A 13,785-nucleotide genomic window follows, 5' to 3' on the forward strand; every position below is an offset into this window, starting at 1 on the left:
TCTCATTACTCACGATATGAAATAAAAAAAGGAGATAGCACATGGCTATTCAAGGAGTAGGCGGTGATCACACCGTTACTGCGCAATCGGATGGAGCCGGACTTCAGTTCGGGACCGATTTTGCCAGCAAACTGAAGCAAAGTGCGGATCGTATCAGCGATTTTGCTGACAAATCCGGGTCAGAGTTCCAGAATGACAGCAGTCTTTATCAAGAGGCGTCACGTCTTGATAAGCTGCTGCACCAAGGTGTGCAAAGCTATGCCACGGGTAATGCCAAGGGCCTGAATGACGACAGCAAAGACTATCTAACAAATCTGTCGCGTCTAATGGGCCAACCAATGGCCGGTGCCAGGGGCGAAGGTGGCAGCACAACTCAGTTGGACTATGTCGCAGACAGTCTGCGCAGCGTTCTGACGCCTGTTGTTGACACCAAATCAGCGGGTGGTGCAGGCAGTGCGTCCGATCCAGTCACGACTGGGACCGGTGGAAATATGGATGCGGCCAATGTTATGTTGGACCGGATCAAGACGGCTGAAACATCAGATGCCAAGGCAGACGATATTCTGGATCTGATCGCCATTCTTCAAAACAGCCTTGGCGGGGCAGTGGCGTCAAAATCTGATGCGGCTGTAATACCTGAAACCGGTCCTGCAAAGCCTGTCACAAAACTGGCAGATCAGGTCAAAGCGGATCCTGAAACAGACGGGCAAATGTCACAACCCGCACCGCAAGCACCCGCGGCCCCTGAACAGCGGCTTGTTGGTGATCAGCTGATGACCATGATGGAAGCCCCCGAAGGCGCAGGCCTAACGTTGGAAGACGGTAAAGGCGGAGACATGGGCATCGGTGTCAAGACTAAAGGGGCCCCAAAGGATAATGGTCACGATGAAATCGGTGGCGATGAGGTTTTGAAATTCCATGCCCCCGAAGGCACCCAAAGCGCCCAAGTCGATATCGTAGACCTTTTCGGTGACAAGGGTGGCAAGCCCCAGGAAAAGGGTATCATCACTGTGAAGGATGGGGATGGCAATGTTCTGGATACGATCGAAATCCGCGGCAACAAAAGTGGTGATCAGACAGTCAAGATCGACCAGCCCTTTGCCACACTTGAATTCAGCACACCTGAAGGACGTTCCGATTTTGCGCCCTCGGGCATTACGCTGAATCCGACGGGCAATACATCCGGTGGCGACGCCGCCGTACCTGCCGGCAACATGTCAGAACTGTTGTCGGCAATGACTGAAATCACAAATTTCATCAATTCAAGCACGGCGTTGAGCGAAGCGTCGAAACAGAAACTGATGGGCAATGTCACACAGGTTCTGGAACAGATTGTGATGTCGAAAGACAGTGCCGGTGACGGTGGTGATGCAGTGACCAGTACCGAAGGTCTGGGTCTGCTTGCATCGCTCAAGACACTGACAACTGATCTGAAATCTGCCGGTGACGATACATCGAAAAAACAGCAGGGACTTGATGCCCTGGCTACGGGTATCGCCAGTCTGAATAGCCTTAGTAAACCAACTGATATCCAAACTGCTTAAAATCAAACCAACCAAACACAAAGGAGAAATACCATGGCAACCGTATCCGGAGCATCCGCAGCAGACGTAGGTGCCGCAGCAGATTCATCAGCACCCGTTGGTGGTGGCGAATTCAGCTCGATGATGGGCGAACTGCGTGCAACATTCGACGAAGCACAACGTCGTAACGTTGAAATGCGCAAGCTGACGACTGAAGAAGGCACTGAACTGGGTGTCGCCAAAAAAGGCATCCAGCCTGTTTAATACACAAGACGGGGCGTCGTTTTGCGGCGCCCTTTTGTTTCACAAACATGATGGAAAATGGTGTCTGAAATGCCTTGCACTCTTACCGTTCGCTCAGGACTTCATGCCGGGGCACACAGTTCTTTGACAGATGGTCGAACGTTAATCGGACGATCTTTGGCCTGTGACATCGTAATCTCGGACGCTCATATCGCCGACGAACATGTCGCGCTTTACCTTAGCGGGGATAAAGCAACTGTGACCGCGCTTGAGAAAGATGTTCATCTTGTGGGGCAGGGCATTGTGCCTGCGGGTCATGTCGCTGAAATCTCATATCCGTCTGACCTGCAACTTGAAGATATTACACTGCACTTCGACGCGCGCCGGACCAGATCAAAACTGTTTTTTGCAATCACAGGTTTTGTAGGGGTAGCTGTTGTCGGTCTATCGATCACGGCAAATGCATTTCATTCCTCTGACACGTTAAACCCAGTGGTCATATCTGACCCGATTGTTCCCGAAATCACGCGGTCCGTCAGCCCTGATGCAATCCAGGCCGCCTATGAGGCCCTGCGTGCGCGTCTTGAAAACAGCGAGCTTGCCCAGCATATCCGTTTGACCCGAAAAGACGGGGCGTTGTCGGTCGCGGCACAACTGAATGCACAGCAGATGGCCAGTTGGAAGGAAACAGAACGATGGTTCGATGCGTCATTCGGGGCTAATACAGCCTTGATCCGTGATATTCATCTAAGTCGCAACAAACCCGCCGTCGCCAAGGCACCCAGCATTGAATCAGTCTGGTTTGCCAACAAGCCCTTCATCAGAGTTGACGGGGCGCGGTACCACGAAGGGGCCAGGCTGCCAAACGGATGGACATTGTTGCAAATCGGTCATCATGATGCCCGATTTCAAGCCCCAGACCAAACCGTCGATGTGCGATACTAGGGGGCGGGTTTATGCAAACCAAACAGATATCGACACCGGTGATACGACCCGCAGCCGGAATGCCGCAACAGGATGCGCAGCTATTCAAGGTCACACTTGATGCCGCCCTGCCGAATTACCTACCCAGACCCCAGCAAGACCGTAAAGTGCCTGGATTGTTTCGCAAGCTGCTTGCCTTTATCACACCGCCGCGAAACAGCAAGCAGACCATCAGCAGTGGGGAAATCCAGATTGAGCTGAAGTCGGTTTTGCTGATGCTTGAGCAAAGCACACATCGGGACGATCGCGCGTCCGCATCGGCCATCCGCAGCGAAATGGACAAGATCGCAATACTGCAACAACAATTGAACGCACTGTTAAAAGGATGATCAGATGACTGATCGGCAAAACGATGTTCTGGTGATGATCGCCCAGCTCTATGTCCAGTTTGGGCATTCGCACCATGCGCTTTTGTTGCTGCACCCCGTTCTGAAAACAGATCCGGATCACATATTTGCCCTGCGAGCAGCCGCACAGGCACAGCTCGATCTGGGGGAAACCGATCAGGCAATTTCAACCTGCCAGTCTCTTTTATCCAAGGAACGTGATGCCACAGCACAAAAGCATATCCAGCTAATGCTATCGCGCGCCTTTATGCGGAATAACTGTATCGACAAAGCCAGACAGGCCTTTGCCGCGGCAAAAGACACAGACGAAAGGCCAGACCGATGCAAGCCATGATTTTCAAACGGTTTCTTCAACTTCTGACAAGTAGCAAGGATTTGTCGATCGGGATATTGCTGATTATCACGATCATGCTGATGATCCTGCCGATGCCCACCGGTCTGGTCGACACATTGATCGGGCTGAATTTTGGTATTGCGGTGCTGCTTTTGATGACGGCTGTGTACCTTGGGTCGCCACTGCAGCTTTCAAGTCTGCCGGGGATCATTCTGATATCGACAATCTTTCGGCTTGCTTTGTCGGTGACAACCACACGCTTGATCCTGTCGGAAGGTAACGCCGGTGCCATCGTCGATACATTCGGCGCCTTCGTGATCGCGGGGAATGTGGTGGTTGGCATGGTTGTATTCTTTATTGTGACAATCGTGCAGTTCATCGTCATCGCCAAAGGATCCGAACGCATCGCCGAGGTGGGCGCGCGGTTCACGTTGGATGCGTTGCCCGGCAAACAGATGAGCATCGATGCCGAACTTCGGAACGGCGATATCGACAACCAAGAAGCAGGCCACCGCAGATCGTTATTGCAACGGGAAAGCCAGTTTTACGGGGCTATGGATGGCGCAATGAAATTCGTAAAAGGCGACGCCATCGCAGGTCTGATTATTATCAGCGTCAACCTTATCGGTGGATTAACCATTGGTATGGTTCAGCTTGGCATGTCGTTTGGCGAAGCAGGGTTGAAATATTCGCTGTTGACAGTGGGCGACGCGCTGATTTCGCAAATCCCCGCTTTGTTGATTTCGATCACAGCCGCGACCATTGTAACGCGTGTTCAGGGCGACACTCAGCGCAATCTTGGGTCAGACATTGTCGCGCAACTGATGTCTGACAAGCGGGCCATGCGCATGGCAGCCCTTACAGTTTGCGGAATGGGCTTGTTACCGGGGTTTCCAACAGTCATTTTGCTGATCCTTGGTGGATTATTTGGTCTGGCCAGCATTCTAATTGATCGAAAACAGCCGCAGACAATCGTCGAAACTGATATCGAAGAAACCGCGATACTGACCCCGCAATTGCCAGATCAGGCACCTGTCGTAATGATGATCTCGGGCGATCTGGCGGATCAGATTGACCAAGACAACATGACTGCACCCATCTTGGTCCTTCGCAATCACATCACGCAAACCGTCGGGCTGACTTGTCCGGCATTGACCATGAAAACAAATACGTCCCTGCCAAGCGATTGTTTTCAAATCATGATTGATGATGTCCCTGTTCTCCGTGACACGCTGCAAGCGGGCAGGATTTATGTTGATGACTGTTCCGAATTCATCGCTCTTGTCGATGTTCCGTCTGAGCAAATCACAACGTCTGATGGCAAAACGTTGTACAGCGTTGATGCAGGGCATGAACAGACAATGATCGATGCCGACTTGCTGTATTGCACCGCCGAAAATCGACTGCTTGAGGCGCTGGAAAATGCGGTCTTTCGGAATTTTTCATCTTTTGTCGGCATTCAGGAAACGCAGGCCATGCTAAGTGAACTGGGGCAGCATTTCGAAGCGCTTCGCAATGAAGTGCAGCACAGGTGTCAAATCCAGCAAATCGCAGATGTCCTGCGACGGCTAGTCCAGGAACAGATTTTTCCCACGAACAAACGACAATTCCTTGAGGCGCTTGCCGAATGGGCGTCACCTGAACAGACGGGCGTAACACTAACCGAATATGTACGCGTGTCCTTGTCCAAAAAGATCTGCCACCGTGTTGCGGATCAGAACGGAACGATTTCGGCGGTGGTTCTAGAACGGGACACCGAAGTTTTCCTGCGCGATTGCCTGCGCGATACAAATGTGGGTCCCTATCTCGTTCTGGATGATCGACAAAGCGATCTGCTGCTGGCAGAAATCAGAAAAAATATCAAAAAGACGTCAGGGGACACTAAGTTAGTCCTGATGACGTCAATGGATGTTCGGCGTCATCTGAAAACTTTTCTAACGCGCAATAACATCGATGTGGATGTGCTGTCGTTTCAGGAATTAGCCGACGGGTTCACAGCCATTCCCATTGCAACTTTAACGATAGGCGATTCATTGCCATTGAATGAGGTCGCATGAATTAAGTTTGCCCAAAAATGATTACCACTGGTATTGGAACGAGCATGTATCGTTTGATGGTGTCGTTTTTCGGATACTTAAACCGTAAAGGAGATACAATGCGGTACATAGCACATATCGGACTTTCACTTTGTCTGTCACTACCTGTGGGTGCAGACCAGGTTCAAGACAACCTTATGATCCCGATTATCGAATCTGAAGGTAGTTTGGTCCAATTGGAACACGCGGCATCGACTGTTTTCGTGGCAGACCCCAATATCGCCAGCTTGCAGGTTGTCTCGAACAAGACTGTTTTTGTCCTGGCTCATATGGTTGGCAAAACAACGCTTTATGCACTGGATGAAAATGACGACATCATTCTGCAAAAAGAGATCGTTGTGCATAAATCACTGCAACATCTTCAGCAGCAGCTGCGTGAACAATCCGGATCATAGTTAGGCAAGAACATGAGAGTCCTTTTATTGGAAGATAACCTTAGTAATGCTGATATCTATCAGCAATATCTAAAAAAATCGGGTTTTACTGTGGATCATGTCTGTACACTGATTGACACCGAGGATGCTGTTGCAGTTACTGATTATGACATATTGCTGCTGGACCGACAGGTGCCGGACGGGGACAGTCGTGTATGGCTGTCACAGGTTCGCAAATCAGGTGTCTCGGTCCCGGTTCTTTTTCTGACTGTCCGCGACACAATAGAAGATCGTATTGAAGGTCTGGATGCAGGCGCGGATGATTATATGCCCAAACCCGTCGCACCCAAAGAACTTGAGGCGCGCATTCGTGCCATATTGCGGCGCCCCAAAGACATGATCTCGTCGAAGCTGGTCTGCGGAAACCTGTCGTTCGATACCAAGCATCGTGAAACCTGTATTCATGATAAGCCGGTCAAAATCTCTAAGCGTGAAGGATGCCTTCTTGAGCGTCTTATGCGCCGCACCAACCACGTTGTTACGAAAACGTCATTGGAAGAAGGTCTTTATGGTCACGGCGAAGAAGTCACACCAAACAGCATTGAAGTATGTGTATGCAGATTAAGAAAGAATTTGGAAAAAGGCGGGGCAAAAGTGGATATCCACACGATCCGGGGCGTTGGGTATCTTATCCGTGAGCGGGTCATCAATTAGATTTCAGCTTAGCCTAAGATTTGGCTTGCTTGCATTGATCGGTGTTCTGATTGCGGCTTACGCAATCACCCGGCAAATCCGACATCTTGATGACCTTGTACAGGAAGTCGCGCTTGGCCATCAGATTGAAGATCTGGCCAATGCACTTGGCCGTGACGCAGACGGCATGCCGACATTGGATTTGCCCCCCAGGTTGTTGCGTCTTTACGAAGAGCAACATAACGGCTCGGTCTTTGTTATTCGCAATCAAACGGGTCAGGTTTTATTTGATGACGGCGATAATGCCTTAAAGATTCTTGAGCCTGGTTTTACCTTCCCCAGTTTTTTTCATTATTTCCAGGCCGTGGATATGTCACCCGAGGAAGCCCGTGGATTGGACCCGCAACGTTTTGGCATGACCGAACGTGTTAATACAGATATCGGCGAAGTTTTTATAACGGTGGCACAACACAGAGTGGCTGATGATTTTCTAAGCCGCGCTGTCGCTATAGAACTGGTGGATGATGCGATTTTGGTGGGCGGCCCCTTGTTGATCCTGTTTATTCTGGCGGGCTTTGGTGTCGTCAGTTACAGCACACGCGGTCTTAGTTTTCTATCTGAAAAAGCCCGCGATATCGGTCCCCAGACCATCAGAACCAGACTGCCCGTTCACGCCGCACCGACCGAGGTGATGCCGCTGGCCCACGCGTTCAACGAAGCGATGGACCGCGTGGCCGAAGGATATGACAACCAGCAACGTTTCACGATTGACGCGGCGCATCAGTTGAAGACGCCGCTGGCAGTACTGCGCGCCAGGCTGGAAACCATAGCACCCTTTGCCGGGCGGGATCTGCTTGAGGTTGACCTGAGCCACATGGAAACTTTGATCCAGCAGCTTTTGACAAGTGCCCGCATAAGTGTGGTGAACATCAGCCCAGATGAAACCATAACACTGAATGCTTTGGCACAAGAGGTCGTCGTCGCATTGGCCCCGATCGCGATTGAACAAGGCAAGACCCTTGAATTGGAGCGCCCCGATGTCCCCGTTGTCGTAATGGGCGAGTCGCATCTTGCGATGGAAGCCATTCGAAACCTTGTCAATAATGCCATCAATCACACGGCTGATGGTACAACCGTCACTGTTCGGGTCTCTGAACCACATAAACTGCAGGTTCTTGATCGTGGTCCTGGGGTGCCTGACTCGGAAAAGAAACACATCTTCATGCCCTTCAGTCAGGGGCGCAAACCCACCAGAAACGGCACCGGTATGGGGTTGGCTATTGTGTCACAGATCATGCAGGTCCACTTTGGTAAGGTCACAGTCAAAGATCGCGATGGGGGCGGTGCCGTGTTTACCTTGCATTTTTCCCCGCCGCTCGTTCGGCAAGCGGAAGAATAACGCCATCTGCGAAAATTTCGTCCTATGCTGATCAGCATGTAAGCGTGCTGTAAGTTTGTACATTTATCCAGTGCTCACTATAACTCAGGAGCACACATAAATGTCTATCACATCAGTAAACGCAAACATGAACACACCAACAGCGCCAGCCGCAGGTGCTGGGAAATTTTCCGATGCGCTCAACGCGTCGGCCTCCGGCGAAATGCAAATTGCCCAAGGTTATCCCGGACTAACTTTACCAGCAAGTAATCCGAAACTTGATGCTATCTCTAACGCAATCAATGCTGCGGGTTTTATTGGCACTATTTTGAACAAGAATCGACTGGAATCGGATTTGAGAAGCACGTTGCCAAATGCAATCAACAAGCTTGAAGGCGCGCCTGAAGGATCAGTTGTCAGAATCGACATCCAGATGTCAAGTGACGGAAGTACTTATTTGGGAATGAGTGCTGGTAAAGCAGAACCGGCGGCAATTTACCGCGGCGGAGGTGCCGATAATCTAAATGCACCAGGTCAACAAACCGTCAGTTTCTTCATTCACAACTCAAAGAACTCGTCACCCAATATAGGCGGTGACCCTGTTGCTAGCCTCAAGGATGCCCGTGAATTGCTGCGTGCGCTGAACCGCTAACATTTAAGTGCATTTTTTGTGGCCTCCGTGGAAAGTGGGGGCCACAATGTAAGGCATATAAATTGATCCATAAAGCGCTGCGTGTAGATCAAAATCGACCAAAATGCCCGCCCCAGCAGGTATTGATTTACGGTGCCATGTATGGGCAGGCTTCAGGAGAATGCAGGATCGTACGTTCTCTCATGAGTGTTTTGGTCTTCGCGACACAACAAAACTACCCCACTCGCGTGGGATGGTCAAAATATGTAGCTGTGCAGGCGCTGGAGACGGTCGGCCGAACCGAGTGTTATCATGCTCTCATCCGCGGATTGCATACCGCCTGACCAAATGCGACGCGGGCTTGCCTCTCTCTAAGGACGGATATTTGTCCCAACATACACCGAGGATTTCCCCCATCGTTAGCCGCCATCTCCACCAGACTGCACAGGCAGTCGGGTGCGGATCTCAGGCCGTGATTGGCGTTTTCCGGGCAATGTCCCAAATAAAGCCGGCCAGTTCGCGTGCGATGGCGGCCAATGATGGGTTGAATTTGTGCGGCATTTACAGCATCTTGAAAGAAATGGACCGCAGCGATATCAGCATAACTGAGATTCGTGAAACAAAGCCTGTGAGTCACACGCCTGGGTGTTGTAATTGAAAATAACCGAAGCAAGCTACAAAAAACTATCAGCGCAAATTTTGTCAACATCATTACAGCAAGAAAATTGGCCTTTAGTTTTGCAAAATCTGTCACAAATGGCGGGCGGTGCGCGTACATTTCTGTTTTCTCATGATCTGTTTGAAAATCACGCACTTTGTGAACATTGGATCGGGTGTTCTGACGATTTTGTTCAAAGTTGGAAAGATTACTATAGCAGCATCAATCCATGGGCTAATGGTGCGAAAGACGTCCCAGTTGGTGCAGCATTTCATGCAACACAGTATTGCCCAGAAGACCAGCTTTTACAGACAGAGTTCTACAATGATTGGGTAAAGCCACAAGAAAATATAAAGCATGGAAGCGCTGTCGTCGCATTTAAAGACAAACGCGTAATGTGGCTTTTTGGCGGCTTGATCCGTTCTCGGGACTCAGACAAAAATAGCGAGCCTTTTCATCGCTTACTTAACTTACTTGCCGCTCAGGTTGAACACGCCATAACAGTAAAGAAAAAGCTTAATGAACTGTCATTTGAAAGAGATGTATTCGCGCAAAATAACCTTAGATCTAATGCACCAATAATAGTCATTCGCGAAAACCGAAAAATTATACATGCAAATGCAGCAGCTGAAACTCTTTTAAGTAATGCCGATTATTTATCATTTGATGATAAAGGACGACTTGAATTGCCTGCTTCTTCTGCGATGAGAAGCTTAGAAAAAGCAATACATATGATCAAGGAACACAATACACACTCATTTACAATTCAGAATATACGAGACCCTAATCAAAAATTAGATTTCACCCTTTTGAAGTTCCAGACATCCGGTTTTGACACAGATGCTTTCGATTTGAATGATATTTTTGAGGAAACAAGTATTTTGCTTACCATTTCTGAACAGGCAGACGAACAGACCGAAATTCAGAATATCAAATACCAATTTGGGCTTACAAATGCTGAAGCTTCTGTGACTTATTCAATATATCAAGGTGTTACTATTAATGAATATGCTCAATCTCGCAGTTTAAGCATTCACACCGTTCGCAACCAAGTAAAAGCTGTTTTATCGAAAACAGGAAGTCGAAGGCAGTCCGACTTGATAAGACTAATAAATAAAAAACTCAATGTGTGAACCGTGCCGGGTTTGCCGGAGGCTCCAACTCGTGAGTAGGATGGAGCATCATGACAAAGACAACGAACAAGTATTCACCAGAAGTACGCGAACGTACTGTGCGGATGGTATTGGATGGCGCGGGGCAGCATAAGAGCAGTTGGGCGGCAATCGTATCGATTTCATCGAAGATAGGCTGTGCGCCGCAAACGCTGAACGAATGGGTCAAGAAGGTCGAAGTGGATCAGGGTAAGCGCGACGGCATCACCACCGAACAAGCCGAGAAGATGAAGGCTCTGGAACGCGAAGTGCGCGAGTTGAAGCAGGCTAATGAGATCCTGCGCAAAGCGTCCGCATAATTTGCCCAGGCGGAGCTCGACCGCCCACTAAAACGATGATCCAGCTCATAGAAGATCAGCGCGATGATCATGGGGTCGAGCCAATCTGCGGTATTTTGCCGATTGCCCCAGCCACGTGTCTCATGATCATTTGGCAAAGCGCGCTGACCCTTCACGCCTTTCGGATCGCGCCAAGCGTGACGAAGAACTGACGCCCGAGATCGAGCGCGTCTTTGAGGAGAACCTCAGCGTCTATAGCGTTCGTAAGGTGTGGCACCAGATGCGGCGGGAGGGGGTCAATGTGGCCAGGTGCATTGTCGCATGGTTGATGAAGGACATCGGCATCGAAGGCCAAAGTAACTGATGCTACGTCATTTGGGCCGCGCTAGATTTCAGAATTTGATTAGGCGGGTTTTCTTGGAACCATAATAGGGTTTGGCGAACGCTTAGTCATTAAAACTTGACTGATCGGTCTGCTCAACGGGGCAATCTGGATTGAGCTGTTCGGCTGTATGGCAGCATTTTATATGTAAGTTCCTAGTCCATATAGGTCATGACCCGTCGCCAACATTTTATTAATCAGCATCTGCAAGTGTGAAAAGAACTGTATCCAAATAAATTACAGAAAATTTCGCATTGTCTCAACAGGTTGCTCGCTACTTTGAGCTAATAAATGGAATGAAACGATGAAACTGAAACAACTAATTTTGCTTATGCCTTTTTGTATTTTAGCTGCACCTTTAAAGGCTCAGGACTGGGATGGTTGGCATGGTGGCCTTCATATTGGTGGAGCCGAGGCAAATGGTGAACATGATATAAAAGAAGATGGTCTTGAATTTCTGGATGAACCCGTAGGTTTGGATGACATTAGCGGAGGACTTGGGGGGATTAGGATCGGGTATGACTGGACTAAAAACCAAACTTTGTTTGGTATTGAAGCCGAAATATCAAGTACTGATATAAATGACCGTTTTACAAATGACGTAGTGTCAACTGGCGGCGGCGGATTTAATGACTTTGATTTCTACGAAACGTCGATCGAAAGTATGGGGTCAATACGGGGCCGGATCGGTCGAGTTGTTGGAAAAGAACAGCGCACACTTATCTATGGTCTGGGCGGCTTGGCTATTGCAGATGTAAATGCAAAAAATGGTGATGCTGATCCAAGAAGTGGAGGCGGCTCTGTTCGCCCTGATTGTGGCGTATCCGGTGGCTGTGCAGAGGGTGACGAAACCGCATTTGGCTTTACTATAGGTGCTGGCGTTGAGCATCAATTCAAAGATCTAAAAATCGGGCGTGGTGCATTAAGCCTTGGTTTGGAATATGCATATTATGACTTCGGTGAAGTTGAGTTCAAAACCAGAACAGACGATTTGACGCCTGCAGATCATGAATTTGATGTCGATTTATCGGCTCATACGCTTCAGGCAGTTATTCGATTGCGTTTTTGACACTATTGAGCCGACTGTATTGATTAGATATGGTCGGCTTTTTGATCGAAATGCTTACACTGTTTTCTGTCATACAATCAGCGAAGAATGATAGTTTGTGTGACACCATGAGTGATAGGCATTTTCGCACGGCTACACCCATACTGGGTAGATTGCAGTATCCATCAATTTCATACTTGAGTTATCGGAGTAAAAATATGGACTTCACGCCTGGACGCCCCAAATTCGATTGGGATTTGGACACTTCTATCTGCGACAAATATACGAATGCCACCTTAACCATTACTTTACGTTTAGGGTTACGCCAGATCAATCCGTCGAATGCAGCTGAAACCGGCACATATAAAGATTCGAATGGCAACAAAAAGAAGATTGAAAAGTGGGACCAAGCAAAGTGGATGACTTGGAAACACAGTTTCATCACATCGGCAAAGCGATACTGGGACGATAAGTTTTGTTTATTGAATGTAAGCGGCAAATTTTTCCGGCACGAAGTTGATGGCAAGCAATATAGTCCAAATATTGATTGCAGATTTAAACTGATTGAAGGCAATGCTGACCAAAGTTCGCGTCATCATATAGTTGATGTCGTGTATCTGCGTGAGGGTACTTCGGATTTTTTTAGATCGCATTCGAAGCTCTATGACAATCGTGACATTTATGAGCAGAGCGGTGCATTCGATAGTAAGGGTCGGCCTGTTGTGCAAAAACCCAATGTACATGAAATAGGGCACCTTCTTGGACTTAATCACGTTGATGTTGGAAAGTCGCATTGTCCAACTAACGGCAACCCAAACGCGGACCCATGTTACGGTGTGGCTGATGAGGATTTAAATTCAATAATGGGAGCAGGCATGCAGTTACGGCTGGCGTGTGCTAAGCCATGGCTTAAAGCCCTTGATATAGTATTGCGGCGGCGTCTAAGTGATGAGCAACAAAACTCAAAACCTCGCGATTTGAAGCAAAGTGATTTCGCTGGTCGAATGCAATCTTTATCAATGTGGGAAGCGCGGATGCAATGTCTTTATCCAAGAACTGCCCAAGAAGTTGATGGTGGTATTATTGTAACCACACCACGTTAATGAAAGTATTCGTTAATGTATCCGTAGGTTTACAGACGATTTGCTTGGTGAGTTTGGAAGTAATGGAAGATGTAGGTGGCACGGTAAATTGTCTTAGCCTCTCTAAAACTACGGCATTATGGAGCAAACTCACCAAATAAGGTTATTTTCTAATTAGCCACCTGCTTTGCCTGCAAGCCGAGTAATTACCCCGTTTAGGATTCCCGCGATTTCTTCCATTCCCATGCGTCGAGCTAGCGGGATTAGTATGAGTAACTGCAATACCAGCAACGCCAATCCGCAGGCGCGGCCAGCCGGACATGATTATCAGCGATAATGGAACGGAAATGACATCTCATGCAGTTCTTCGATGGTGCCAGGACACGGGCGCCGGCTGGCACTACATTGCGCCCGGAAAACCTATGCAGAACGCGTTTGTAGAATCGTTCAACGGCAGGCTCAGGGACGAATGCCTGAATGAACATATCTTCGGCAATCTCGCCGAAGCCAGGAAGATCATCGAAAACTGGAGGATCGACTACAACACACAAAGGCCACACAC

Annotated in this window: 14 protein-coding genes, 2 pseudogenes and 1 other annotated feature; all 16 genes and pseudogenes read left to right on the forward strand. The window is 48.8% G+C overall.

Annotated features, from left to right (window positions below; translation table 11 throughout):
• Positions 1 to 41: 41 nt before the first annotated feature.
• Positions 42 to 1,544 carry a hypothetical protein gene (locus tag HRQ87_RS18450; protein WP_174139919.1) on the forward strand — a complete coding sequence of 501 codons (1,503 nt, stop codon included), beginning with the start codon at positions 42 to 44 and terminating at the stop codon, positions 1,542 to 1,544.
• A gap of 33 nt (positions 1,545 to 1,577) precedes the next feature.
• The gene (locus HRQ87_RS18455) at positions 1,578 to 1,787 is read left to right on the forward strand and encodes a hypothetical protein (protein WP_174139920.1); all 210 of its coding nucleotides are present in this window, start codon (positions 1,578 to 1,580) and stop codon (positions 1,785 to 1,787) included.
• 69 nt (positions 1,788 to 1,856) lie between these two features.
• Positions 1,857 to 2,711, forward strand: a complete 855-nt coding sequence (locus HRQ87_RS18460; RefSeq protein ID WP_174139921.1) for a SctD/MshK family protein — start codon at positions 1,857 to 1,859, stop codon at positions 2,709 to 2,711.
• A gap of 11 nt (positions 2,712 to 2,722) precedes the next feature.
• Complete coding sequence (locus tag HRQ87_RS18465; protein ID WP_174139922.1) at positions 2,723 to 3,079, forward strand: hypothetical protein; 357 nt, start codon at positions 2,723 to 2,725, stop codon at positions 3,077 to 3,079.
• 4 nt (positions 3,080 to 3,083) lie between these two features.
• Positions 3,084 to 3,431: a tetratricopeptide repeat protein gene (locus tag HRQ87_RS18470; protein ID WP_174139923.1), complete on the forward strand. Its 348-nt coding sequence runs from the start codon at positions 3,084 to 3,086 to the stop codon at positions 3,429 to 3,431.
• Positions 3,419 to 5,488 carry a type III secretion system export apparatus subunit SctV gene (gene sctV, locus HRQ87_RS18475; RefSeq protein WP_174139924.1) on the forward strand — a complete coding sequence of 690 codons (2,070 nt, stop codon included), beginning with the start codon at positions 3,419 to 3,421 and terminating at the stop codon, positions 5,486 to 5,488. The genes HRQ87_RS18470 and sctV overlap by 13 nt, the downstream gene beginning before the upstream one ends.
• Before the next feature lie 98 nt (positions 5,489 to 5,586).
• Positions 5,587 to 5,922 (forward strand): pilus assembly protein N-terminal domain-containing protein, encoded by a 336-nt coding sequence (locus HRQ87_RS18480; RefSeq protein WP_174139925.1) that lies wholly within the window; start codon positions 5,587 to 5,589, stop codon positions 5,920 to 5,922.
• A 12-nt stretch (positions 5,923 to 5,934) separates the two neighbouring features.
• Complete coding sequence (locus tag HRQ87_RS18485) at positions 5,935 to 6,615, forward strand: response regulator transcription factor (RefSeq protein WP_174139926.1); 681 nt, start codon at positions 5,935 to 5,937, stop codon at positions 6,613 to 6,615.
• Complete coding sequence (locus tag HRQ87_RS20610; RefSeq protein ID WP_174139927.1) at positions 6,596 to 7,993, forward strand: ATP-binding protein; 1,398 nt, start codon at positions 6,596 to 6,598, stop codon at positions 7,991 to 7,993. The genes HRQ87_RS18485 and HRQ87_RS20610 overlap by 20 nt, the downstream gene beginning before the upstream one ends.
• A gap of 100 nt (positions 7,994 to 8,093) precedes the next feature.
• Positions 8,094 to 8,624 (forward strand): hypothetical protein, encoded by a 531-nt coding sequence (locus tag HRQ87_RS18495; RefSeq protein ID WP_174139928.1) that lies wholly within the window; start codon positions 8,094 to 8,096, stop codon positions 8,622 to 8,624.
• 633 nt (positions 8,625 to 9,257) lie between these two features.
• Entirely contained in the window at positions 9,258 to 10,394 is a 1,137-nt protein-coding gene (locus HRQ87_RS18500) for a helix-turn-helix transcriptional regulator (protein WP_174139929.1), read from the forward strand.
• Positions 10,395 to 10,498: 104 nt separating this feature from the next.
• A pseudogene (locus tag HRQ87_RS20695) lies at positions 10,499 to 10,645 on the forward strand (IS3 family transposase); the annotation flags it as partial.
• Between the two features lie 80 nt (positions 10,646 to 10,725).
• Positions 10,726 to 10,842 (forward strand) — a sequence feature (AL1L pseudoknot).
• 5 nt (positions 10,843 to 10,847) lie between these two features.
• Positions 10,848 to 11,075, forward strand: a complete 228-nt coding sequence (locus HRQ87_RS20700; protein ID WP_425501611.1) for an IS3 family transposase — start codon at positions 10,848 to 10,850, stop codon at positions 11,073 to 11,075.
• 322 nt (positions 11,076 to 11,397) lie between these two features.
• Positions 11,398 to 12,162 (forward strand): outer membrane protein, encoded by a 765-nt coding sequence (locus tag HRQ87_RS18515; RefSeq protein ID WP_174139932.1) that lies wholly within the window; start codon positions 11,398 to 11,400, stop codon positions 12,160 to 12,162.
• Between the two features lie 197 nt (positions 12,163 to 12,359).
• Positions 12,360 to 13,244, forward strand: a complete 885-nt coding sequence (locus tag HRQ87_RS18520) for a hypothetical protein (RefSeq protein ID WP_174139933.1) — start codon at positions 12,360 to 12,362, stop codon at positions 13,242 to 13,244.
• Positions 13,245 to 13,519: 275 nt separating this feature from the next.
• A pseudogene (locus HRQ87_RS18525) lies at positions 13,520 to 13,785 on the forward strand (integrase core domain-containing protein); the annotation flags it as partial.

The organism is Parasulfitobacter algicola, from assembly GCF_013315265.1.
Taxonomy (GTDB): domain Bacteria; phylum Pseudomonadota; class Alphaproteobacteria; order Rhodobacterales; family Rhodobacteraceae; genus Parasulfitobacter; species Parasulfitobacter algicola.

Bases quoted from the DNA above. Each gene is read 5' to 3' on its own strand.
- HRQ87_RS18450 (WP_174139919.1), top strand. From the start codon at position 42: ATGGCTATTCAAGGAGTAGGCGGTGATCACACCGTTACTGCGCAATCG.
- HRQ87_RS18455 (WP_174139920.1), top strand. From the start codon at position 1,578: ATGGCAACCGTATCCGGAGCATCCGCAGCAGACGTAGGTGCCGCAGCA.
- HRQ87_RS18460 (WP_174139921.1), top strand. From the start codon at position 1,857: ATGCCTTGCACTCTTACCGTTCGCTCAGGACTTCATGCCGGGGCACAC.
- HRQ87_RS18465 (WP_174139922.1), top strand. From the start codon at position 2,723: ATGCAAACCAAACAGATATCGACACCGGTGATACGACCCGCAGCCGGA.
- HRQ87_RS18470 (WP_174139923.1), top strand. From the start codon at position 3,084: ATGACTGATCGGCAAAACGATGTTCTGGTGATGATCGCCCAGCTCTAT.
- sctV (WP_174139924.1), top strand. From the start codon at position 3,419: ATGCAAGCCATGATTTTCAAACGGTTTCTTCAACTTCTGACAAGTAGC.
- HRQ87_RS18480 (WP_174139925.1), top strand. From the start codon at position 5,587: ATGCGGTACATAGCACATATCGGACTTTCACTTTGTCTGTCACTACCT.
- HRQ87_RS18485 (WP_174139926.1), top strand. From the start codon at position 5,935: ATGAGAGTCCTTTTATTGGAAGATAACCTTAGTAATGCTGATATCTAT.
- HRQ87_RS18495 (WP_174139928.1), top strand. From the start codon at position 8,094: ATGTCTATCACATCAGTAAACGCAAACATGAACACACCAACAGCGCCA.
- HRQ87_RS18515 (WP_174139932.1), top strand. From the start codon at position 11,398: ATGAAACTGAAACAACTAATTTTGCTTATGCCTTTTTGTATTTTAGCT.
- HRQ87_RS18520 (WP_174139933.1), top strand. From the start codon at position 12,360: ATGGACTTCACGCCTGGACGCCCCAAATTCGATTGGGATTTGGACACT.